Below are 22,178 nucleotides of genomic sequence, written 5' to 3'. Positions count from 1 at the left end.
ATCTTTTATAAAAGTATCTTGATATCAAGATAAAAGCAAACTATCTCGAACAGGACAGGGCGGACAGAAGCCCAGTAAAGAGCTGGAGTAACGAATATGAACGTCAGAACACCTGATCATCCGGTCACGGATCTGTTTGTCGAGCGCTGGTCTCCACGTGCATTCGATGGGGCGGCGATGCCCGAACGGGATCTAAAGACCATCTTGGAAGCCGCGCGCTGGGCGCCTTCTGCATTCAACATTCAGCCGTGGCGCTTCGTTTATGCATTGCGGGGTGAGGACGCGTGGCAGCCATTGGTCGAGTTGCTGAACCCGTTTAACCGGGACTGGGCGCAACATGCCTCCGCACTTGTTTTTCTTTTCACCGATCAGGAAGTCGACGGCAAGGATGGCAAGCCGAACCGGGCCAATGGCGCACACTCTTTTGATGCTGGCTCTGCCTGGGCGCATGCTGCCTTGCAGGCAACGGCCCTTGGCTATCACACCCATGGCATGGCCGGTATTCTGAAGGATGAGATCCACGAAAAACTGGGTGTTCCTGTTCGTTTCAAACCAGAGATCGCCTTTGCCGTAGGCAGGCGCGGGGATGCCAATCAGTTGCCGGAGAGCTTGCAGTCCAGGGAAGCGCCAAGCGGCCGCAAACCGTTGACGGAAATCGCCTTCCCTGGTCGTTGGACCTGACGGAGAACGTCCGGGCTCTGGTGTTGGAACAATTGCACCGGAAACGCTGATTGCGGCAATCTGCTCAGCGTTTCCCGCAAGATCCTGGTGTAATGTCTTCACGTTCTATCAATGGATCCGGAGCTGAAGATGAGCATTGCCGACACTCTTCCTCGTGACAGTCGCCTCAACGCCTATCATTCGAAAGGCGACTATATGGACACCTTTTCCGTCTCACTGAGAGGCCGTCCTGACCTGCGGTCGGTCGATATTAGAGTGCTTGCGGATCACATGCTCAATGCGGATATCGGCTGGATGAACAAGCTTCTGTCGGCCCGCGATGCAGTTGTTAAGCCGCTGGGGCTGAAAACAACCGATGACCTTCTCAAAGAGCAGTCAGACACACCTTTGGCGGAGCGAGAGGCTGGTGACAGGGTCGGGTTTTTCAAGATCTACAGTGTCGGGCAGAATGAGATCCTCCTGGGCGAAGACGACTGGCACCAGGATTTTCGCCTGTCCATCTTCCGCAGCGTTGGAGAAGCGCCACGCGTTTATGCCACGACCTGCTGCAAACGGCACAACCTGTTCGGCTACGCCTACCTTGCGCTGATCCTGCCGTTCCACAAAAAAATCGCTGCGACAGTGCTCGACACAGCTATTGAGGAAGACCTGGCTGCTTAGGGATTGGGTCCTCCGTGATTGCAGATTTACGGCATTGATTTCCGCGATGCGCTGGAGGCACATATCGCACGTCGTGCCACCGCGCTTCCGGCGTTTGGTTTCGTTCATAGCGTGATCTTCGCCCTCTCCAAACACCTCTCCGCTGCAACAAGTTTACGGACTGCCGCAATAGTCGACGACCAAAAACCAATCCGAACCTCATGGATCGCCGCTGTCGTCCGTGATGATCTTCACCATCTCAATGCCCCGCCGGTGCGTGTGAAGAAAAGTTTAAACGTGCATAGTTTCAGGACGCCATGTCGTTGTGAATGACCTGAAAAAGTTGTGCGTTTTCGAACGAGATCGGACTTGGCTAATGGTACACGTCTGGAGGAAAAAATATCTCTCTAATTTCGTCATTTGACGTCGGCAAATTGTAGCATCTATATGGAACCCGAAATTCGGTTCGCTGTTACGGGTTACGCGGATCCGATTTCTTGTACCAGTATCACGTTTATGGGTTGAAATAAGATGGAAAATGGCAAAATTAACGATGGGGCTCAGGAGCACCACTGGACGGGCCGTAAAGGAGATCAATACACCCAGCGCAATGATATCGATGAGACAAATATTGCAAACCAAGTCCCTCAATGGAAACGTAGTTTTCGCAAAGCGGAGGGTATCACCTCACTCATTGAGTTTGGTACAAATTGTGGGCCAAATTTGCGATCTATTGTGCAGGCATTTCCAGCGTTACAAGTCTCGGGCGTAGAGATCAACAAAAAAGCAGCTGACCTTGCCAAGGAACGACTTCCAGAAGCAAACATATTCAATGAAAATATTGTCACTTTTAATTCAGATCTAAGGTGGGACCTCGTTCTGATAAAAGGTGTTTTAATTCATATCACTAAAGAAGAAAAATATCATGCCGCGCTCGCAAACCTGGATAAATATGCGAAAAAATTCGTTCTGATCGTCGATCATGTTTCTCAAGATCCGACAAAAGTACAATACTACGGACGCGATGACCTATGGCTTGTAAGAAATTTTCCGATTGATTTCATTGATAGATTTCCGAGCTGGAAGATCATTGATATTGGGCATTGGAGCCGAAATGACATTGGAGATGGATTGCGAGATGATTGTCGAGATGTGCGATGGTTTCTTCTTGGTAAGTAACGAGAGTAGCGAATACTTTCTAGATTGGCTTGCTGACCTGCATTCAAAATGTAGATGCTGAAACTTGATCTGGCAACTCGGTCAGCACTTTGAACTAAGCCGCCACCGCTTTGGCATCGTCGGATATGACAGGCATAACCGCGACTACTGATTAAGTGGTTTCTGGGTGTAGTTGGCGCAGTCCGTTTGCTTGAACGGAAACTGCTTCAGCTTCTTGGTGTTGTCCGCATTAGACAGCTTTACTGCTCAGCCAATCTGTATTGGCCAGCGCTGTCACACAATTCTGGCCGTTCTGCGGACGTGTCAGGGGCATTTTTTCTGTATTTCCAGCACAGTCAGTTCTCGGTTTTGAATGCACAAATATCCACAGGAACGCCCACAAAGTGTCCTGACAAATCGCTGTCACTCGCGCCTCGATGAATGGGAGCCAGCGAAGCCGTCTCCAATCACGCCAAACTTCCAAATGCGCCATAGCCGACTTCCGTGATCAATCTTAAGTCAACATCCCAAGATTCATCGACAACGATGTCTTCGAATGGGTTTTCGTAGTGGTGACCTCGCGGCTCGTCTAGCTCACGTTAGGAAAGGGTTGGCTGGTACCCGACATCTTGCCAGTCAGGGTGTCCAAGACGGTGTCCTTGCAATTTCTCCCTGTCATGGGGCGGGCGTTGATGTCCCGGTACCTTCTGTCGCGACCGGCGTAACCGCGCTGCTGAGGTTATTCCACTCGATGAAGGTCGAAGCATTGAAAGGATTAACAGCTGCGGGAACAAAAAGATTCCCCGGTGCGTGATGGATTTCCAGCGTGCTTATCTGAATTCGCTTCGCTGCTTTCAGAGTGTTGAGCTGCTCTAGGAGGTTGGTATTGTACCCCTTGCTAAAACTCCAAAATCCGGAATTGAAGGAGACGGGAGTGCGGGCGTAAGCGCGCAAAACTGGATCGAAAGAATACCGCTCTTTCCAAGTTGGAAGAAGCGTCAAATTACTGCGGATTTTCTCAAAAAAGGCCTTATCGCCTGTCCGCCTTGCCTTAGCAACAAGTGGGTGAGCTTGCCAGCCAACAGGTTCGTTGTGGGCGACGTGACAGCCTGGAAACTGCAACAAAGTCTCGAAAAAAACATCTGGCAATGTCGTGATTTGTTCGATTGAATGATTACTGAAAAACATGATTTTCCGAGGCCGGTCTTTAAGAAAATCAAGGTCTGGTTTGTAATAGTTGAAGGGGTAACCTGTAAATTGCATTTCAGGTTCCCGGCTTGCGAGTAATTCAGCGGCTTCGCGCCCTTTCTCTGTGAACTCACACCCAAAAAACTCTACACTTTGGCGAAATGGCCAATCGATCAAGTGGTAACATCGGAAAAGGTTGTCGCTTGAGCCGGACCCCAGTTCGACAATCGTGTTTACTTCACCGGCCTCGACTAGGCGTTTGGCGGTGATTGCGACATGCATCAGTGGGCTTGGGATGTAGCTTTCTCCACAGGCGACAACCCGATGACGTGTGTCGATTCCCCGCTGTGGCAATTCTAGTGCATCAAAAGCTTTTCGGACTTCGACGCCGACAGTCGGGTCGTTTAGAAGGCCGTAGCGCAGATTGCTGTCAGCCGAAATCAAGTTCAGAATATGCAGGCTGTCGGCCCTATCCGGGCCGAAAAAACGGTGTATGCGACGAATCTTGGCAGCCCATGTTTTGCGATACTCAGTGGCAGCATCTTTTTCCGAGCGATTTTTGTTTTGAAGCATTGAGTACGCCAGCGTTTGATTGGACAACGAATTTGCGATTAATAACGTTGTGCCACCAATAATTGTCAATATTGTCTGCACGAAAATGATGATCAAGACGGTAGCGGACAAGGGAGAATATGAATGCCAACGACATAATATTGGCCGTTATTAAAATAGATGTGGCTGATCGCTTCGGCACCGTTAGGGTAAACGGCATGCGTGGAGCCGAACTCCTTGTTATTCTGGGTTGCAAGCTTCTAATCATCAGCCTCGGCACGGGGCCAGCTTGGTGTAATTCGGACCTGTGGCTGTTTCCCAGTCGAATTCTACGAATTAATACATTTCGACCGTCTGACCTGACGAAGTGTTCTCCGAGTCAGGATTTACGTTTAACTATCTTGCCGCAGCAGGGGGCACTCATTCAGGAATGGCAAAGCTTACTTCGCCGTAGTCATATTTAGCTTTTCGAAGTCACCTGCCTAGAGCCGCAGTGTAGTCGCACGAAACCTGCTGACAGCCCGTGCCAATTCACGCTCTCACATGGCATTAATCGGCGCAAGAACATCCAGCTCAGGCTGGCGCTTTGTCATTTAAGTTTTGATCTCGTCGACGCACTACGATAGCAGTCTAACAGCCATAGAGCGAACATACCCGATTTCAAAACGCTCACAAAACTCAATTTTGTAAGCGTAGTAAGTGTTTTGATCGCATGGATGTGCATACTGACCCTCGATGAGGTTTATATTGAATGTCCAATTTTACCTTCAATTGGTCTAACTAGTTATTTTACGTAGTTGGAGTTTTTTCATGCCGCCAATCTTTAAGCTTTCTGTAAACATAAATATGGAGTCTTTATCGTCATTCCTACTTCGGGACCAGGCGCCATAATATCCTCGGTTCATCCCAACCTAGGCTTCAAACATCTTTGGCTCGCCCAGCGCTCTTTAAATTCGCTTCCGGTGGAATTCTGGGAAAACCCGGCTATGGAGGGCCCACGGCTTTGCAACGGTTGAGGAATCGTGCTGACTACCGCATTGCAGGAAACAAGGTCTGGGGAATGAAAGGCGCTGCAGAAGCGGTGTCTCAAGTGATCGTATGACAGTACAGATCGATATTGGGGAAATGAGGGGCGGGACACGCGCCGAGCTTGATCTTGAAGAGCTCTTGGCAACCCGGTTGTTGGTGCAGGGCAATTCCGGGTCCGGAAAGTCGCATTTGTTGCGCCGGTTGCTGGAGCAGTCGGCAGCCTGGGTTCAGCAGGCGATCATTGATCCCGAAGGCGACTTTGTCTCGCTTGCCGAAAAATACGGCCATGTGGTGGTCGATGCCGTCGGCACTGAAAAAGACTTGCAGATGATTGCGGGACGTGTGCGCCAGCACCGCGTGTCTGTTGTCCTCAATCTGGAAGGTCTGGATGCCGACCGGCAGATGAAGGCCGCAGCCACATTTCTGGACGGCTTGTTCGATGCGGACCGGGATCTTTGGTACCCGATGGTCGTCGTTGTTGACGAAGCGCAGCTGTTTGCCCCGGCCGCAGCCGGAGAAGTGACGGAAGAAGCCAGGCGCCGGTCGCTGGGTGCCATGACCAACCTGATGTGTCGTGGCCGGAAGCGCGGACTTGCCGGTGTCATAGCAACACAGCGTCTTGCAAAACTTGCCAAGAACGTTGCGGCGGAAGCCTCCAACTTTCTGATGGGACGGACTTTTCTGGACATCGACATGGCACGAGCAGCCGACCTGCTCGGTATGGAACGACGACAGGCGGAGAGTTTCCGCAATCTGGACCGTGGTCATTTCATCGCGCTTGGTCCGGCAATGTCACGGCGTCCGATCCCGGTCAAGATTGGCCCTGTCGAAACTGCGGGAAGGGGCGGTAGCCACAAGCTGATGCCACTTCCTGAGCAGCCAAAGGAAGAGGCAAAGGACCTGATTTTTACACCCGGCGCAGACGAAGTTCAGCCGGTGCGCCAGCGCTATATTGAACCGGTGGCTTCGACGGGTGACGTGCTGGACCGCCTCTCGAGTGCAGAAAAGGCAGGCGAGACCGATACACCGCAGGCTGAAAGCCTATTGGACTTTGGCGAGCGGGATGAAAAGATTTCCGAGATCATCGCCGGAATTCTTGAGGACGAAGACGCCGCCTTCCAGCCGATTGCATCGCTCTATCAGGACTTCCAGGTCCGGTGCCGGATTACCAAATTGCCAGGTGGGGCACCTGACCTGCAGGCCTTTCGCGAAAAGTTGTCTGTCGCCAGGGCTGGTGTTGAAAAAGGCGAGATGGATGACGGCGCTTGGACACAGGCAGAGTTGATTGCAGCCGAACTGCCGGAGGATATGCGCGGCGTCTATCTGCTTCTGGCCAAGGCCGCGCTTGCAAAGGCACCTTGCCCGGGAAATCTGGAGATCGCGACGGCCTATGGAACGCGCTCGCCCGGTCGCGCCCGCTGGCTTCTCAGCCATATGGAAGAACGGGGATTTCTTGTCTGCGCCACGGATCTGCGCGGCAACAGGATCGTGACATTGACGGACCTTGGCTGGCAAACCGCACCGGGTGACGAAGCAGCAGCATAAGCCGCGCCCCTTGGATGTGGATTTTGCTGTTGGGATCGTGAGCGTCATTTGAAGAGCGTGTCTGGTTTTCAAGACATGCAAAGATGCACCTTGAAGCTGGTGCTTCAGCTGGCTTGAAGAAACAAGAGCCCTGTGGCCAGGGAGGGATCTGTGACACTGGAAGAAACCATCGACACCTATTGTGCGGCCTGGTCGGAACGGGATCCCATTCGTCGTGGAGAGCTACTGGATAAGGCCGTGACGGCAAATATCCGATATACGGATCCTCAAACGGATATTGTCGGTCGTCCGGGCCTTGTCGACCATATTTCCGGCGTTCTTGCAGCGCATGTCGGCGCCAAGATTGTCCGCTGCAGCGCAGTCGATGAACACCATGGTATGGCGCGTTTCGCCTGGCGATTGGTCAAAGCAGACGGAACCTCACTGCCAGACGGACTGGATGTTGTTTCCTTCGATGCACAAACCGGGAAGTTAAAATCGGTGCTTGGGTTCTTCGGGCCGCTCAAAAGCTGAAACGACTTCATAGGTCTTAGGGGCCAGACAAGACATTCGGTTCTTTGCCACAGTCATACAAGTTCAAAACGTGCCTGCGTTCACTCACTTCGTGATGACCTATTTGGCAAATGAAAGTTATCGAGGCCATTGTTGAAACTGCCTTCGATCAACATAACTTTGACGCAGGCTGAATGAGAACCGAGGATTAAAAAATGCTTCGATGGTTGCTGCTTCTTTGTTCCCATGGCGCGGTGCTTGCGGTCGGGTTCGCCCTCGGCGTCTATTTTCTTCCCATTCTGACAGCGCCGGAAGGACCGGATGCCGCCTCTCTTTCAGCTGCAGCAGAACAGGCGCAATACGAAGCCGAACTGACCAGAGACTTGAAAGGTAGCGATCTTCTCCATTGGGGCGAAGGCACTATCAGCTTATCGGCTAAGCAGATTGTCCACGAAGGGGAGTTGTCGCCGGGGCCTGATTACAAGCTATATCTGACCAAGGAATTTGTTGAGGATGAAGCCGGGTTTGAAACCGTCAAGACAAGCGCCCGGAGGCTGGGCGATATCAAGACCTTCGATGGGTTTATTGTCGATGTGCCTGATGACGTGAATATCGACGACTACACCACCGTCCTTGTCTGGTGCGAAGCTTTTGGCGAATTCATCACGGCGGCCAAGTACCGCTGACGGTCAGAACAGGCATTGAAATGATGCGCCGATGTGGCTGATCGGCGAGCGAACAATCATCAGATAGCCGGGCGCATTCTCCGTTTAGGTGCTGGGTTCGAAGATGCATCAGCCGGCTTGCAGGCAAGCAGATAATCCAGTTGAGACAATTCCAGGGTGATGCCGTCTATCGTGCGTTTCAGAACGCCTTCAAGGTAGCTTCCCGCCGGTGCACGATCGCGAATGTCGATAGCCCGATCCCGTGCTTTTCTCAAATAAAGCATCATGGTTCGCACATCCTGTGCGGTGACATCAGTTGTAGACTGAGTTTCAAACTGTGGTGTGTGTGAAGCCACAAGTACGGATGATTGCTCACGGATCGGGTCTGCCAACCGCATCGGTCACCTCAAATGTTCATGTTATGTTCTCATATGTATCAGCTCTTCAAATTTCTGGCAAGAATGAATCTTTGCCGTCTGGGCAATTGCCTTGCGCGTCAGTGGAGCAGCTTGTGCAAACCGCGAAAAGCGAAAGCAGAACAGGCACTTGGTTTGGCAAATCGAGCTTCGTCGCGCGTAAGTGTCCGATCCAGCTTGACGCCGCATAGGTGAAAAGTTACATCTGTAACTAAATTAAATCTGAACCGGGAGGTCATCATGGATCAGAGAACAGACAGTTCGACCGGGTCCCGGAGCGCCGGACACAATTCTTCGGATCTGGGTTACATGCCTGGCTTTGGCAACGACTTCGAAACGGAAGCTTTGCCCGGGTCTTTGCCGCAGGGCATGAACAGTCCTCAAAAGTGCGCCTATGGTCTTTACGGTGAGCAATTGTCCGGCACTGCCTTCACAGCGCCAAGCCACCAGAACGAGCGCACCTGGTGTTACCGGATCAGGCCTTCGGTCAAACATACCAGCCGGTTCCGAAAGATAGACCTGCCTTACTGGAAAAGCGCTCCGAACGTCCTTGAGGATGTGATTTCGCTGGGACAGTACCGCTGGGACCCGGTGCCGCATACCGATGAGGACCTGACCTGGCTGACCGGCATGCGAACGATGACGACCGCGGGCGACGTGAATACCCAAGTCGGTATGGCAAGCCACATCTATCTGGTCACCCGGTCGATGGAAAATGCCTATTTCTTTTCCGCCGACAGCGAGCTGCTGGTTGTTCCCCAGGAAGGTATATTGCGCTTTGCAACCGAACTCGGTGTCATTGAGCTTGCACCTAAGGAAATTGCGATCCTGCCGCGTGGTCTCGTCTACCGGGTTGAGGTTTTGGAGGGACCGGCTCGCGGCTTTGTGTGTGAGAATTACGGTCAGAAGTTCGAGTTGCCGGGCAGGGGACCTATCGGCGCCAATTGCATGGCCAATCGCCGAGATTTCAAGACCCCCGTCGCCAGCTTTGAGGACAAGGAAGTGCCTTCGACGGTCACGGTAAAATGGTGCGGGCAGTTTCACGAGACCAGGATCGGGCATTCACCGCTCGATGTCGTGGCCTGGCATGGCAACTACGCGCCTTGCAAATATGACCTTCGAAATTATTGCCCGATCGGATCCATTCTGTTCGACCATCCGGATCCGTCGATCTTTACCGTGCTGACAGCTCCGTCGGGAGTGCCAGGCACCGCCAATATAGACTTTGTACTGTTCCGTGAGCGCTGGATGGTGATGGAGGATACGTTCCGCCCGCCCTGGTACCACAAGAACATCATGTCCGAGTTGATGGGCAACATATACGGCCAATATGACGCCAAACCTCAGGGTTTCGTGCCCGGCGGCATGAGCCTTCACAACATGATGCTGCCGCATGGGCCCGACAACAATGCATTTGAAGGAGCTTCAAATGCAGATTTGAAGCCTGAGAAGCTCGACAATACCATGTCCTTCATGTTTGAGACCCGTTTCCCTCAGCATCTGACCGAATTCGCCGGCAAGGAAGCGCCATTGCAGGACGATTATATCGACTGTTGGGAAACGCTTGAGAAGAAGTTCGACGGTACGCCAGAAGGAACCTGGAACGCAGAATGAGCGGAACGAAACTGCCTGAACTTCAGGATCGCCTGGTCATTCTGGGGTCCAAGGGCGGCCCGGCAATACGATCGGGTGGGCCTTCGCCAACCAGCTCCCTGCTCGAGATTGGCGGTCGTCGCTGTGTCGTCGACTGCGGGCTTGGCGTAACACGAGGGCTTGTGGAAGCCGGTGTTGTTCTGAAGCAGCTCGATCTTGTTTTCATAACTCACATGCACTCAGATCATGTGCTTGAACTTGGCCCATTGCTGCATACCGCGTGGACGACGGGTCTTTCCAGTACCGTGAAGGTCTATGGTCCTGCCGATCTCATGGAGTACTGGGACGGTTTCCTGGCGTCGATGCGCCATGATATCGATCTCAGAATTGAGGATGAAGGCCGCCCGGATTTGCGCGAACTCGTGGAAATTCATCTCCTGAAAGAAGGAGAGGTCGCGCTGGAAGATGGAACTCTCAACGTCAAGGCCTTCAAGGTGGATCATCCTCCGGTCGACGATTGCTTTGCCGTGCGGTTCGAATCGGAAGACTGGTCTGTCGTTTTCTCTGCCGACACCACTTATTTTCCCCCATTGGCCGATTTTGCGAAAGGGTGTGATCTGCTGGTCCACGAAGCGATGCTGGCTCGTGGGGTAGACAAGATCGTTGAAATCACGGGGAATGGAGACAGGCTGCGCCAGCACTTGCTGGCAAGCCACACAATGGCACCCGATGTTGCGAAAATCGCTGAAGAAGCGGGGGCGGGAAGACTGGTTTTGAATCACCTTATCCCGGCGGATTTGCCGGGCTTTGAACATGCGGAATGGATCGAGGCAACCAAGACCTTTTCGGGGGAAACCATCGTTGGCCATGACGGTCTGACGATCACAAGGAAACAAAGTCAATGAAGCTGGCAACGCTGAAGGACGGCACCCGGGACGGCAAACTTGTCGTCGTGAATGAAAGGCTCACCTATTGTACGGAGGCGGCCCATATTGCCCCCTCGCTTCAAGCCGCGCTCGATGACTGGGGCAAGGTCGCGCCGAAGCTGGCATTGCTCGCCGAAAGCCTTTCGCACGAAGCCGTCCCAATGCTTCGCTTCCATGAACATAACGCGCTGTCGCCACTCCCGCGCGCCTATCAGTGGGCGGACGGGTCGGCCTATGTCAACCATGTCGAACTGGTGCGCCGCGCACGAGGCGCAAAGATGCCTGAAACCTTCTGGACGGATCCGCTTATGTACCAGGGTGGATCGGACACATTTGTCGCGCCGCGTGACCCGATTAGAATGCGGGACGAGGCCTGGGGCATTGACATGGAAGGCGAGATTGCAGTTGTCACCGGCGATGTTCCCATGGGCGCTAGTGCCGAAGAGGCCCGCAACGCAATTCTGCTTGTCCTGCTGGTCAATGACGTGTCGTTGCGGGGCCTGATCCCGGCGGAGCTTGCGAAGGGCTTTGGCTTCTTCCAGTCAAAACCATCCTCGGCCTTCTCGCCGGTTGCTGTGACGCCTGACGAACTTGGCGATGCCTGGAAAGGCGGGAAACTTCATCTGCCCTTGCATGTTGATCTCAATGGCGAGCCTTTCGGCCGCGCCAATGCCGGCATCGACATGACATTCGAATTCGGCGAACTCATTGCGCACGCGGCAAAGACACGAGACTTGTGCGCGGGAACCGTCATTGGGTCAGGAACGGTCTCCAACAAATTGGAAGGCGGTCCGGGCAAACCCGTTGCGCAAGGCGGAGCCGGTTATTCGTGCATCGCTGAAATCCGCATGATTGAAACAATCGAGACCGGGAGCGCCAAAACACCCTTTCTGAAGTCGGGTGACACGGTGCGTATCGAGATGCCTGACGAGGAAGGACACTCTATTTTCGGCGCTATTGAGCAGACCGTCGACGTGTCGGATGAAGCCTAGCCTTTCTTTTTTTGTTCGGTTGATCAAAGACAAATTGAAACAGACTGCCGGGGAGCAGATTGGGAGATGAGATGAGCAAGCAATTCGCATCCGCCGGAGACATGACAGAAAAACAAATCTCGTTCACCGAGATTGGCAGGGATCTCTGGGCCTTTACCGCTGAAGGTGACCCGAACACCGGCGTTATCATCGGCGATGACAGTGTCATGATCATCGAGGCGCAGGCGACCCCTGAACTCGCCAACAAGGTGATCGAGAAGGTGCGCTCCGTAACCGACAAACCGATCAGTCATCTTGTGTTGACCCACTATCACGCCGTGCGTGTGCTGGGGGCTGCCGCCTATCAGGCGCCGACCGTGATCATGAGCCAGAAGGCTCGTTCGATGGTTGTGGAACGCGGCGCGGAAGACCGAGAATCTGAGTTCATGCGCTTCCCGCGTCTGTTCATGGGCTATGACAACGTCAGTGATATTCCGCCCCTGACCTGGCCGACGACCACCTTCAACGACCGCATGACCGTCTATCTTGGCAAACGCCGGGTTGATCTTCGCTTCCTTGGTCGCGCCCATACGGCGGGGGACATCGTTATTCATGTACCGGACGAGAACGTCATGTTCACCGGTGACATCGTCGAATACCACTCTGCGTGTTACTGCGGTGACGGCCATTTCAACGACTGGCCGACGACGCTTCAGGCCATCCGTTCCTTTGATGTGGAAGCCATTGCACCTGGCCGCGGCGATGCGCTGGTCGGCAAGGAGATGGTCGGCAAGGCGTTGACCAACACCGCCGATTTCGTGTCCTCGACCTTTAGGCCTGTGGCCCGGATCGCCCAAGGCGGCGGTTCGCTGAAGGACGCCTGGGACGCCTGCCGTGCCGAATGTGATCCGAAGTTCAAGGACTACGCAATCTACGAACACTGCCTGCCGTTCAACGTCGCCCGGGCCTATGACGAAGCGCTCGGCATCGACACACCGCGCATCTGGACGGCCGAACGGGACGCGAAGATGTGGGCGGATCTGCAAGGGTGAAAGGCAACAGTTTGATCGAAAGCCCATCATAGGGACATAATTTCATGCAGCTTCAGGTTGAGGATGATTTTCTAGATAGGATTTGCCATGAAGTTAGGTTGCAAGTTTTTGTCGTCAGCATTCGTCACTTGGGCGTGTGCTTTTGGACCTGCTCTGGCATGTCCGCAACCTGTTTCGGGTGAATACGATAAGCCTTCTCTTGAAGATGCCTTGGGATTTGTTGCGAACGTTGTAGCTTACGACCTTCAAATAACTGAAGAGTCCGTGTGTCAAAAAACGACATACGATATTCAGGAGGTTTTGATTGGCGAATATGAGGGGTTGCTTACGTCAGAAGTTTGCTATGCCAACGATGAGGACTTCCAAGGAGAAAAGGGTGTCGAAGGCCAGATCGAGGAGATGTCGGGCTACGATCGAATGATCGGTAACTATCCTGGGGCTCTCGTTGTTGGCCTTCTGACAAGACAAACAACTCCAGGCTCTCTCGTTCCGAAGATAGTGTTCCAGACACAATACCGGCCTGCGATAACCTCTTGCTGGCCTGTATATCAGCTTGACATCGGCGAGTTGCCTGAAGAGAAGCGTCACAGCCTCATATCTGAGTACAGAGAAGAATTAAAAGAAAGTCTTGTGAGTGAAGCAACGGCCGGTCAGGCGATGCAAAACACACAAGCAAATCAATGATCATGCGGTCAGGCTTGCCTGGGAAATTCCTGACGAGTTCTTTCTGGATTTCGACCGGCATCCGATTGCCGCCAAGTTTTTATGAGGTCAGGAGCCGGGAGGACAACCTGTGACCAAATTGTTCGAGGTACCGCTCTATCCCTATAAATGGAGCGATGATCAGGGGGCTGCTGCACCTGTGCGCCATGCGGTCGTCATCATCGGCGCCGGACCGGTTGGGCTCGCCATGGCGATCGACCTGGCCCAGTCTGACATTCCCGCTGTGGTTCTGGATGACAACGAGCGGGTCAGCGTCGGCTCACGCGCCATCTGTTTTTCCAAACGCTCGCTGGAAATTTTCGATCGGCTCGGCTGCGGAGACGAGATGGTCTCGAAAGGCGTTGTCTGGAACAACGGCAAGGTGTTTTTCAGCGACAGGCAGGTCTACGCGTTCGACCTGTTGCCTGAAGAGGGTCACAAGCGGCCAGCTTTCATCAATCTCCAGCAGTACTATTGCGAGCTCTATCTTGTTGAGCGTATCCGGGCACTGCAGGCAGAGGGAAAACCGGTTGAGATCCGCGGCGGCAATCGGGTTGCGAACCTTCAAAACCACGATGACCATACACTTGTGACCGTGGAAACCCACGAAGGCGCTTACAACATTGAGGCCGACTGGTTGATCGCTTGCGATGGTGCCGGCTCACCGGCAAGGCGCATGCTGGATCTTGATTTTGTCGGCAGGGTCTTTGAGGACAACTTCCTGATTGCCGATGTGGTTATGAAGGCAGATTTCCCGACCGAACGCTGGTTCTGGTTTGATCCTCCGTTCAACAAGGACCAGTCGGCTCTGCTGCACAAGCAGCCTGACGGCGTTTGGCGCATTGACCTTCAACTTGGGTGGGAAGTCGACAAGGATGAGGAAAAGAAGCCTGAAAATGTCGTGCCAAGGCTGCGGCAGATGCTTGGACCGGACGTTGAGTTCGATCTGGAGTGGGTATCCATCTACACATTCCAGTGTCGGCGAATGGAGAAATTCAGGCATGGCCGCGTCATCTTCGCCGGCGACAGCGCACATCAGGTTTCACCGTTCGGTGCACGGGGTGCAAATTCCGGTTTTCAGGATATCGACAATCTGGCTTGGAAGCTCAAACTTGTTCTTCAGGACAAGGCTCCTGAAACGTTGCTGGACAGCTATGGTTTCGAACGGGAACTGGCCGCAGATGAAAACATCCTTCAAAGCTCGCGCTCAACGGATTTCATAACACCCAAGTCGGAAATGAGCCGGATATTCAGGGACGCTGTTCTGGATCTTTCCGAACACCATTCCTTTGCCCGGCCACTGGTGAACTCGGGCCGTCTGTCCGTGCCGGCCGTCTATGATGGCTCGCCTTTGAACGGCGAAGACCAGGTTGACCTTCCCGTGCGCACGAGGCCTGGCAGTCCCGCCATTGATGCACCATTGGGAGATGACTGGCTGGTGGACAGTCTCGGAGACCGTTTTGTTCTGCTCGGTATTGGAGTGGATGTACCTGAAACGAGCGATATCCTGGGTGTGCAGATTGCTGGCAAGAGCTTGTCCCGAGCTGAAATCGGCCCCGAAATCAAAGAGCGCTATCTGGGAGATCTTGAGGCTGCTGTCTACCTGTTTCGACCTGATCAGCACGTGGCAGCAAGATGGCGTGACTTCGATGCGGATAGACTGGCCTTTGCGCTCAAAAACGCGGTCGGCAAAGGAGAGTGAAGCTCATGAGCAAGCAAGAAATTGGCCCCAATCTGGAAGCGCCGGACGACTTTTATGCCGATCTCTTGTCGGCCCATGAAGGCCTGACAAAACAGGAAAGCGACGCCCTGAATGCGCGTCTTATCTTGTTGTTGGCAAACCATATTGGCGAACGCGCAACTTTGAAGGAACTATTGGACGCCGCACATCTGAAAGAGGTTGTTGGCGGATGAAAAAGTCCCTCGCAAGCATTCAATTTGTGAAAAAAGTATAGAATCGATCGAAGCATAACTACATAATAGTAAGCGTTCAGAGGTCGTTTTTGAGCTCTTGTACACTTTTCAAGATGAGCATCATTTAATTTAGGCAAAAAAGATCGAGTGAATTTTTGCCTCTATCCTGTTGTTGATAATAGAACTTTCGCCTTCGATTTAATTCACCAGCCGAATGGTGTTTCGGTGGCCCAATCTCTTCACCAATTGTTTATCTGCCCCGCCTTCTATGAAAGAAAGTGCGGGGTTCACATGTCCAAGTTACTTACACCATTAAAGAATGCACGCTTCTCGGCCAAGGTTGGGGGCGGTTTTGTCACGATGATACTTGTTGCGGCAGCGGTAGGTGCTGTTGGAACTGTTGCAATTCTTGGATTGCGGGCTCAATCGGATGTCAGCGCCAAGGCCACGGCGGCTATGGCAAATCTACAGCAAGTTGCGCAGGCGCAAGAAGCCTATCTAGCCGACAGCAACCCGGATCTGGCACAATCAGCGAGTGCCCGTATTGGGCAGCTGGAACAGGCGTTGGTCTCTTTGGACAACGTCTCCGATAGCGGAGCGGGCGGTGAGGCGACCGATGAGGCCATAGCTCTGGTCGGACAGTTGAGCGGCGAGTTCTCCGGATTTGTAGCCGCGGTCGACAGCCGGCAGGCTCAGGTGGACAATCTGTTGAAGTCCGCGGTTCGGTTGGAGACACTTTCCGTTCAGATCACTGATCAGATGAACAAGATACAAAGGGATGCCGGAAGCGCTGCAAAGAAGGCGACCGGCACCCGGAACCGGGCCGACAAGGTTGGCCGCATGCTCTCCGATATGGAGGATACGAGCTCCGAATTGTCGGTGCTGATTGCCGAAGCCGGAGAGAGTGCAGAATTGCCAGGTGAACTGTCGGTTGGCCTTTCCGAGGGCGTTGCCTCTGTTGCCAAGTGGGCCAAAAAAGCCGCGAAGCTAAAGGTGGAAGGTCTGGACGCTGAAAAGATGAAAGGCCTTTCAGCGCTTGCCGTTGGTTTGAAAGATAAGTTGCCGAAGGTCGAGGGGGAGGGCGCTCAGGTCGCACCGGTGTCAGCTGATTTGGCCACTGAAATTGTTGCCGGGCTTCACAGCATTCATGATCAGGCGTCCGCATTGCGTAAGGTCGTTTACGCAGCGAGCGACGACGCCAAGAAGATTGCCGGAAAAGCGTCGTCCAAGCTTGGTATCGTCGATCTTGTGAACGTCAACGCCATCAAGTTCCAGCGGGCGGCACTGGAGATCCGCTCGGTCACAATGGAGTTTTTCGCCGGCTTTGAATCCATGGGGGCAGACGACGTCACCACGCGCATCGGTATTCTTCGCAATCTCGCGAACACGCTCAAGGCCGATAGTGCTGCCTTTCCTGAGATCACCGAAGCGGTTGCCGCTATTGAGCAGGAGGTGAACAACTATGAAGCAGAGTTTGCGAACATGGTTGCTGCCAAGGAGGCGTTCGATACCAAAAGGCTCGAGCTTGCGGCGATCTCCGACAAGGTCCGGACCGTCATCACGGGATTGACCGAAGCACAATCGGCAAGCGCTTATGCACGCGCCGACACGGCTCTTGGTCTGATTGCCGTTGCGCTGTTTGCTGCAGTGTTGGTTGGCGGATTGCTGGCCTTCGTCGTCTCGCTTGTCATTACCAAGCCGACAAGGGAGTTGACCGTCGCGATGGGGCGTCTGGCGGAAGGCGACACGGATGTGGAAATTCCCTCGACAGATCAACGCGACGAGATCGGCGACATGAGCCGAACAGTACAGGTTTTCCAGGAAAACGCTCGTGAGCGCGTCCGTCTGGAGCACGAGGCTGACGACCACAGACAGGAACAGTTTGCCCGCCAAGGGGCGGTTGAAGATCTGATCCAGGGGTTCCGGGAAGAAGTTCAGGGCCTTTTGAGCGCACTTGATGAAACCGCGGCCGGTATGAGCGGCACGGCGTCTTCGCTGGGCGGCATTGCAAAAGACAGCGCCGAACAGGCCGGGGACACTTCGCGTGTCAGCGAAGATGCTTCCATGAGCGTTGAAAACGTCGCTGGTGCCGCCGAAGAATTGTCTGCCTCGATCGCCGAGATTGGCGAACAGGTGCGCAGATCATCGGATATCGTGACACAGGCAACCGGGGCCGTTCACGAGACTAACGGCAAGGTGCAGGGTCTCGCGGAAGCCGCATCCAAGATTGGAGAGGTGGTCAACCTTATTCAGGCCATCGCTGAACAGACAAACCTGCTGGCATTGAATGCCACCATTGAAGCCGCGCGTGCCGGCGAGGCTGGCAAGGGCTTTGCAGTTGTTGCAGCCGAGGTCAAGGAACTGGCGAACCAGACCTCAAAAGCAACGGAGGAAATTTCTTCGCAAATCCAGACCATCCAGGACTCCACCACTGATGCGGTTGCCGCGATTGGTGAGATCTCCGACACCATGGAAGAGGTCAACGGTTATACACAGGGCATCTCAACTGCGGTTTCCCAACAAGGCTCTGCCACGAACGAGATTTCCGGAAATGTTCAGCGCGCTGCACAAAGCACGATGGCAGTGAAATCCAACATGGACCGGTTGGCAAAAGCAGTGGTTGAAACCAAGGATGCTTCCGGCAATGTGCTTGCAGCTTCGGATGACTTGAGCAACCGCAGTCTTGCTCTGAAGCAGGGGATCGAAACGTTCCTGGACAAGGTTTCAGCCGCCTGAGGCACTAACGCAGGATGCATTTTTGACATGTGAAAACCGCCGGTCCTTGGATCGGCGGTATTGCTTTGGTGGGCCTGAATTCAGTTCAGAAGGGTTTTTAATATTGCAACTCATTCGCAACTAGCTTGACAGTTGCGAATGAGTTGCAATATCACTTGCAAGAAGATACTTTTCTGTTTGGGAGTTTTGAATGACTGGTAACAAACGCTTTTCAATGACAGCTGCCTTGCTGGCAACGGCGCTGGCCTCATTTTCATCTGCAGCTGCCTGGGCTGACGACAAGATGAAGGTCGTGACAACCTTTACGGTTCTTGCAGACATTGCGCAAAATGTTGCTGGAGACACGGCTGAAGTGGTTTCCATCACCAAGCCGGGCGCGGAGATCCATGGATATCAGCCGACGCCACAGGATATCGTCCGGGCTTCTGACGCTGACCTGATCCTGTGGAATGGCATGAACCTCGAACTCTGGTTCGAGCAGTTTCTGGGCAATCTGGGAGATATTCCATCAGCAACCCTGACAGATGGCATCGACCCGATTTCGATCCGCTCGGGCTCATATGAGGGCAAGCCAAACCCCCATGCATGGATGGGTCTCGACAACGCATTGATCTATATCGACAACATCGTCGATGCGTTCTCCGCCCAGGATCCTGACAATGCCGCCGTTTATCAGAAAAACGCCGACACATATAAAGAGCAGTTGCGTGCGACGATTGAGCCGCTTCGCGATGCTGTTGCGGAAATACCGGAAGAACAACGCTGGCTCGTAACCTGCGAAGGCGCTTTCAGCTACCTTGCCCGCGATTTCGGCATGAAGGAGCTTTATCTTTGGCCGATGAACGCTGATCAGGTGGGAACTCCGCAGCAGGTACGTGCAGTCATCGATGGCGTGCGCGAAAACGAAATTCCGGTTGTTTTCTGTGAAAGCACAGTCAGCACCGCACCTGCGGAACAGGTTGCCCGGGAAACCGGTGCTGCCTACGGAGGTGTTCTTTATGTGGACTCTCTCAGTGAGGCCGGTGGACCGGTACCGACATACCTTGACCTTCTCAAGGTAACTGCCGGGACAGTCGCGGACGGATTGAAGTCGGCGGCAAACTGAGACCTGGCCTGCTGCGTAAAAACTGCAATTGCGGTCAAGAGTTGGCCGCAATTGTGATCGTTTCAATAGTGTTCTTTAATGGCTTTTCGTGATGCTTCAAATCCTCAAGGACCCGGACATGGACATGACCGCTCAGGCAGCCGGTGATGGCATAACCGCCGAAGACGTCACGGTGACCTATCGCAACGGACATACCGCGCTTTGGAATGCCAGCTTTGAAATACCGTGTGGCACCGTAACGGCTCTCGTCGGCGTGAATGGGGCGGGCAAGTCCACTCTGTTCAAGGCCATTATGGGATTCGTGCCGGCTGCAAAGGGACGGATCCGGATTCTCGGTCAACCGGTGCAGGATGCCTTGCGCCGGAACCAGGTGGCTTATGTGCCGCAATCTGAGGAAGTCGACTGGTCGTTTCCGGTACTTGTTGAAGATGTCGTGATGATGGGGCGCTATGGTCACATGGGCTTCCTGAGGCGACCGAAACAGGCAGACCGTGACGCCGTCGACCTGGCGCTGCAACGGGTCAACATGCAGGAATTCCGTCATCGCCAGATTGGCGAACTGTCTGGAGGACAGCGCAAGAGGGTGTTTCTTGCCAGAGCGCTGGCGCAGGACGGTCAGGTGATCCTTCTCGACGAGCCTTTCACCGGCGTCGACGTCAAGACCGAGGAGCAAATCATCGCGCTTTTGAAGGAACTGCGCGATGAGGGCAGGGTCATGCTCGTTTCCACTCACAATCTGGGTTCAGTTCCGGAGTTTTGTGACAGGACGGTTTTGGTTAAGGGCACTGTACTGGCCTATGGACCGACTGACACCACGTTCACCCGTGACAATCTGGAACTCGCCTTCGGCGGAGTGCTGCGTCATTTCACGATTTCCGACGAGACGCTTCACACCGATGGCGATCAACGCAAAGTGACCATCCTGACAGACGACGAACGGCCTTTCGTTCAATACGGCGATCAGGTGCAGACGACCAAGAAGGCACCGGAGCAAACCGGCCGAGAAGAGGCGTCTGGATGATGGAAGTGCTCCTGGAGCCATTCAGCTACAACTACATGACGAATGCCATGTGGGTTTCCGCACTGGTTGGCGGTGTCTGTGCGTTTCTGTCCGCCTACTTGATGCTGAAAGGCTGGTCGCTCATCGGGGATGCTCTTGCGCACTCCGTCGTGCCGGGTGTCGCAGGTGCCTATATTCTGGGTTTGCCATTCGCGCTCGGTGCGTTTCTGGCCGGTGGTCTTGCGGCAAGTGCCATGCTGTTCCTGTCCGAACGGTCGGGACTGAAAGTCGATGTCATTATTGGATTGATATTCACGTCCTTCTTCGGGCTGGGTCTGTTTGTCGTCTCGATCTATCCGACTTCCGTCTCCATCCAGACCATCACAATGGGCAACATCCTCGCCATCACGCCGGAAGACACGTTGCAGCTGGCGATCATCGGCTTCGTTTCATTGGCTATCCTGCTGACGAAATGGAAGGATCTGATGGTGACCTTCTTCGATGAGAACCACGCCCGGACCATCGGTCTTCGACCTGGCGTACTGAAGGCGGTTTTCTTTGTGCTGTTGTCGGCATCCGTTGTCGCCGCCATGCAAACCGTGGGGGCTTTTCTCGTCATTGCCATGGTTGTGACACCAGGTGCCACCGCCTACCTGCTCTGCGACCGCTTTCCGCGATTGATCGCACTGTCAGTCGTCATCGGAGCGTCGACAAGTTTTGTCGGCGCTTATGTCAGCTACTTTCTGGATGGCGCGACGGGCGGCATTATCGTCACGTTGCAAACGCTGATTTTCCTGGCCGCGTTCGTGTTCGCTCCCAAGCACGGATTGCTGGCGGCAAAACGCAAGGCCGCTCAAGCATTGTTGAAGGGACCACCCGAAGACTTGGAAACTCTGGATGATGCAGGGAATAGCCTGCACCGTTCCAAGAATGTGGAGGGAGTTGTCTGATGGACCTGGAGACACTTCTTCTGCCATTTCGGTTCCCGTTCATGCAGAACGCATTTCTGATCTGCGTGATTGTTTCCGTTCCCACAGCGCTCCTGTCCTGTTTTCTGGTCATGAAGGGTTGGGCCTTGATGGGAGATGCGGTCAGTCACGCGATCCTGCCAGGCATTGTGGTTGCCTATATTGTCGGACTTCCGCTTCTGATCGGTGCTTTTGCAGCTGGAATGATCTGCGCTCTTGCGACCGGATACCTGGCAGGCAACAGCCGGGTAAAGCAGGACACCGTCATGGGTGTCGTGTTTTCCGGAATGTTCGGCCTCGGGATCGTGCTCTATGTTTCGGTAGAAACCAATGCCCATCTCGACCATATCCTTTTCGGCAATATGCTGGGGGTCGGGCGGGAGGATCTTCTGACAGCCGGTATCATTGCTGTTCTCGTCGGCGCAGCGCTCATATTGAAGTGGAAGGACCTGGTGCTGCACAGCTTCGATGCAGCCCAGGCACAGGCCTCCGGATTGCCTGTAAACCTCTTGCACTACGGATTGCTGGCAGCCTTGTCTCTCACGATTGTCGCAACATTATCCGCTGCCGGTTTGATCCTTGCCATCGGCCTGTTGATTGCGCCGGGCGCAATCGCTTTCTTGCTGGTGCGAACATTCGGTACCATGCTCTGGGTTGCCGTTGGTGTGTGCATGGCATCCATGCTCGCCGGCACCTATGCGAGCTTCTTCCTTGATAGCGCTCCGGCTCCGACAATTATCCTGATCCTGACAGCGCTGTTCGTGCTTGCCTTCATTCGCCGCATACTGCTGACCCGGAAGATGTCGCAGAAGCGCATGGAAGTTCCTGTTGCGGCGGAGTGATTGA

General features: G+C 53.9%; 20 protein-coding genes. 18 read left to right on the top strand and 2 right to left on the bottom strand.

The features are described from left to right. Positions 1 to 96 precede the first annotated feature (96 nt). From K1718_RS20445 to K1718_RS20435, 3 genes are all read left to right on the top strand, one after another. A complete protein-coding gene (locus K1718_RS20445; protein WP_265681023.1) occupies positions 97 to 681 on the top strand; it encodes a nitroreductase family protein in 585 nt (194 codons plus the stop codon). A gap of 129 nt (positions 682 to 810) precedes the next feature. After that, the gene (locus tag K1718_RS20440; RefSeq protein ID WP_265681024.1) at positions 811 to 1,341 is read left to right on the top strand and encodes a DUF2867 domain-containing protein; all 531 of its coding nucleotides are present in this window, start codon (positions 811 to 813) and stop codon (positions 1,339 to 1,341) included. Positions 1,342 to 1,851: 510 nt separating this feature from the next. After that, the gene (locus K1718_RS20435; protein WP_265681025.1) at positions 1,852 to 2,499 is read left to right on the top strand and encodes a pseudaminic acid biosynthesis-associated methylase; all 648 of its coding nucleotides are present in this window, start codon (positions 1,852 to 1,854) and stop codon (positions 2,497 to 2,499) included. Positions 2,500 to 3,153: 654 nt separating this feature from the next. Here the strand turns inward: K1718_RS20435 and K1718_RS20430 are convergent. Further along, a complete protein-coding gene (locus K1718_RS20430) occupies positions 3,154 to 4,308 on the bottom strand; it encodes a type 1 glutamine amidotransferase family protein (RefSeq protein ID WP_285806035.1) in 1,155 nt (384 codons plus the stop codon). 1,008 nt (positions 4,309 to 5,316) lie between these two features. Between K1718_RS20430 and K1718_RS20425 the strand changes: the two genes are divergently transcribed. From K1718_RS20425 to K1718_RS20415, 3 genes are all read left to right on the top strand, one after another. Further along, on the top strand, positions 5,317 to 6,792 hold the full coding sequence (locus tag K1718_RS20425) for a helicase HerA domain-containing protein (RefSeq protein WP_152502706.1): 1,476 nt from the start codon (positions 5,317 to 5,319) through the stop codon (positions 6,790 to 6,792). Between the two features lie 150 nt (positions 6,793 to 6,942). Continuing rightward, positions 6,943 to 7,305: a nuclear transport factor 2 family protein gene (locus tag K1718_RS20420; protein WP_152502705.1), complete on the top strand. Its 363-nt coding sequence runs from the start codon at positions 6,943 to 6,945 to the stop codon at positions 7,303 to 7,305. 194 nt (positions 7,306 to 7,499) lie between these two features. Then, on the top strand, positions 7,500 to 7,970 hold the full coding sequence (locus K1718_RS20415) for a DM13 domain-containing protein (RefSeq protein WP_265681027.1): 471 nt from the start codon (positions 7,500 to 7,502) through the stop codon (positions 7,968 to 7,970). Positions 7,971 to 8,029: 59 nt separating this feature from the next. Here K1718_RS20415 and K1718_RS20410 read toward each other — a convergent pair whose 3' ends face one another. Beyond that, positions 8,030 to 8,347 carry a hypothetical protein gene (locus K1718_RS20410; RefSeq protein ID WP_265681028.1) on the bottom strand — a complete coding sequence of 106 codons (318 nt, stop codon included), beginning with the start codon at positions 8,345 to 8,347 and terminating at the stop codon, positions 8,030 to 8,032. A gap of 327 nt (positions 8,348 to 8,674) precedes the next feature. Between K1718_RS20410 and hmgA the strand changes: the two genes are divergently transcribed. The 12 genes from hmgA (at position 8,675) to K1718_RS20350 (ending at position 22,174) form a co-directional block, all read left to right on the top strand. Continuing rightward, a complete protein-coding gene (hmgA, locus tag K1718_RS20405; RefSeq protein WP_247649432.1) occupies positions 8,675 to 9,979 on the top strand; it encodes a homogentisate 1,2-dioxygenase in 1,305 nt (434 codons plus the stop codon). Further along, positions 9,976 to 10,863 (top strand): MBL fold metallo-hydrolase, encoded by an 888-nt coding sequence (locus K1718_RS20400; RefSeq protein ID WP_265681029.1) that lies wholly within the window; start codon positions 9,976 to 9,978, stop codon positions 10,861 to 10,863. Before hmgA ends, K1718_RS20400 begins: the two co-directional genes overlap by 4 nt. Next, the gene (locus tag K1718_RS20395) at positions 10,860 to 11,876 is read left to right on the top strand and encodes a fumarylacetoacetate hydrolase family protein (protein ID WP_265681030.1); all 1,017 of its coding nucleotides are present in this window, start codon (positions 10,860 to 10,862) and stop codon (positions 11,874 to 11,876) included. Before K1718_RS20400 ends, K1718_RS20395 begins: the two co-directional genes overlap by 4 nt. 71 nt (positions 11,877 to 11,947) lie before the next feature. Further along, positions 11,948 to 12,907 (top strand): MBL fold metallo-hydrolase, encoded by a 960-nt coding sequence (locus tag K1718_RS20390; protein ID WP_265681031.1) that lies wholly within the window; start codon positions 11,948 to 11,950, stop codon positions 12,905 to 12,907. 87 nt (positions 12,908 to 12,994) lie between these two features. After that, complete coding sequence (locus K1718_RS20385; protein ID WP_265681032.1) at positions 12,995 to 13,591, top strand: hypothetical protein; 597 nt, start codon at positions 12,995 to 12,997, stop codon at positions 13,589 to 13,591. 109 nt (positions 13,592 to 13,700) lie between these two features. After that, the gene (locus K1718_RS20380; protein ID WP_265681033.1) at positions 13,701 to 15,311 is read left to right on the top strand and encodes an FAD-dependent oxidoreductase; all 1,611 of its coding nucleotides are present in this window, start codon (positions 13,701 to 13,703) and stop codon (positions 15,309 to 15,311) included. Positions 15,312 to 15,316: 5 nt separating this feature from the next. Next, complete coding sequence (locus K1718_RS20375; RefSeq protein WP_152502696.1) at positions 15,317 to 15,523, top strand: DUF2783 domain-containing protein; 207 nt, start codon at positions 15,317 to 15,319, stop codon at positions 15,521 to 15,523. Between the two features lie 291 nt (positions 15,524 to 15,814). Then, positions 15,815 to 18,259 (top strand): methyl-accepting chemotaxis protein, encoded by a 2,445-nt coding sequence (locus K1718_RS20370; protein ID WP_265681034.1) that lies wholly within the window; start codon positions 15,815 to 15,817, stop codon positions 18,257 to 18,259. 190 nt (positions 18,260 to 18,449) lie between these two features. Beyond that, entirely contained in the window at positions 18,450 to 19,364 is a 915-nt protein-coding gene (locus tag K1718_RS20365; protein WP_265681035.1) for a metal ABC transporter substrate-binding protein, read from the top strand. Between the two features lie 118 nt (positions 19,365 to 19,482). After that, the gene (locus K1718_RS20360) at positions 19,483 to 20,385 is read left to right on the top strand and encodes a manganese/iron ABC transporter ATP-binding protein (protein ID WP_274706375.1); all 903 of its coding nucleotides are present in this window, start codon (positions 19,483 to 19,485) and stop codon (positions 20,383 to 20,385) included. Then, entirely contained in the window at positions 20,382 to 21,314 is a 933-nt protein-coding gene (locus tag K1718_RS20355; protein WP_274706376.1) for a metal ABC transporter permease, read from the top strand. The genes K1718_RS20360 and K1718_RS20355 overlap by 4 nt, the downstream gene beginning before the upstream one ends. Further along, positions 21,314 to 22,174: a metal ABC transporter permease gene (locus tag K1718_RS20350; RefSeq protein ID WP_265681036.1), complete on the top strand. Its 861-nt coding sequence runs from the start codon at positions 21,314 to 21,316 to the stop codon at positions 22,172 to 22,174. The genes K1718_RS20355 and K1718_RS20350 overlap by 1 nt, the downstream gene beginning before the upstream one ends. Positions 22,175 to 22,178 lie beyond the last annotated feature (4 nt).

This window comes from Roseibium porphyridii (assembly GCF_026191725.2).
In the GTDB taxonomy this organism is placed as follows: Bacteria; Pseudomonadota; Alphaproteobacteria; order Rhizobiales; family Stappiaceae; genus Roseibium; species Roseibium porphyridii.
Note: the sequence above shows the minus strand (reverse complement) of the source record. Positions and strands in the feature narration are given on the sequence as shown.

Bases quoted from the DNA above. Each gene is read 5' to 3' on its own strand.
- K1718_RS20445 (WP_265681023.1), top strand. From the start codon at position 97: ATGAACGTCAGAACACCTGATCATCCGGTCACGGATCTGTTTGTCGAG.
- K1718_RS20440 (WP_265681024.1), top strand. From the start codon at position 811: ATGAGCATTGCCGACACTCTTCCTCGTGACAGTCGCCTCAACGCCTAT.
- K1718_RS20435 (WP_265681025.1), top strand. From the start codon at position 1,852: ATGGAAAATGGCAAAATTAACGATGGGGCTCAGGAGCACCACTGGACG.
- K1718_RS20425 (WP_152502706.1), top strand. From the start codon at position 5,317: ATGACAGTACAGATCGATATTGGGGAAATGAGGGGCGGGACACGCGCC.
- K1718_RS20415 (WP_265681027.1), top strand. From the start codon at position 7,500: ATGCTTCGATGGTTGCTGCTTCTTTGTTCCCATGGCGCGGTGCTTGCG.
- K1718_RS20410 (WP_265681028.1), bottom strand. From the start codon at position 8,347: ATGCGGTTGGCAGACCCGATCCGTGAGCAATCATCCGTACTTGTGGCT.
- hmgA (WP_247649432.1), top strand. From the start codon at position 8,675: ATGCCTGGCTTTGGCAACGACTTCGAAACGGAAGCTTTGCCCGGGTCT.
- K1718_RS20400 (WP_265681029.1), top strand. From the start codon at position 9,976: ATGAGCGGAACGAAACTGCCTGAACTTCAGGATCGCCTGGTCATTCTG.
- K1718_RS20395 (WP_265681030.1), top strand. From the start codon at position 10,860: ATGAAGCTGGCAACGCTGAAGGACGGCACCCGGGACGGCAAACTTGTC.
- K1718_RS20390 (WP_265681031.1), top strand. From the start codon at position 11,948: ATGAGCAAGCAATTCGCATCCGCCGGAGACATGACAGAAAAACAAATC.
- K1718_RS20385 (WP_265681032.1), top strand. From the start codon at position 12,995: ATGAAGTTAGGTTGCAAGTTTTTGTCGTCAGCATTCGTCACTTGGGCG.
- K1718_RS20375 (WP_152502696.1), top strand. From the start codon at position 15,317: ATGAGCAAGCAAGAAATTGGCCCCAATCTGGAAGCGCCGGACGACTTT.
- K1718_RS20370 (WP_265681034.1), top strand. From the start codon at position 15,815: ATGTCCAAGTTACTTACACCATTAAAGAATGCACGCTTCTCGGCCAAG.
- K1718_RS20365 (WP_265681035.1), top strand. From the start codon at position 18,450: ATGACTGGTAACAAACGCTTTTCAATGACAGCTGCCTTGCTGGCAACG.
- K1718_RS20360 (WP_274706375.1), top strand. From the start codon at position 19,483: ATGGACATGACCGCTCAGGCAGCCGGTGATGGCATAACCGCCGAAGAC.
- K1718_RS20355 (WP_274706376.1), top strand. From the start codon at position 20,382: ATGATGGAAGTGCTCCTGGAGCCATTCAGCTACAACTACATGACGAAT.
- K1718_RS20350 (WP_265681036.1), top strand. From the start codon at position 21,314: ATGGACCTGGAGACACTTCTTCTGCCATTTCGGTTCCCGTTCATGCAG.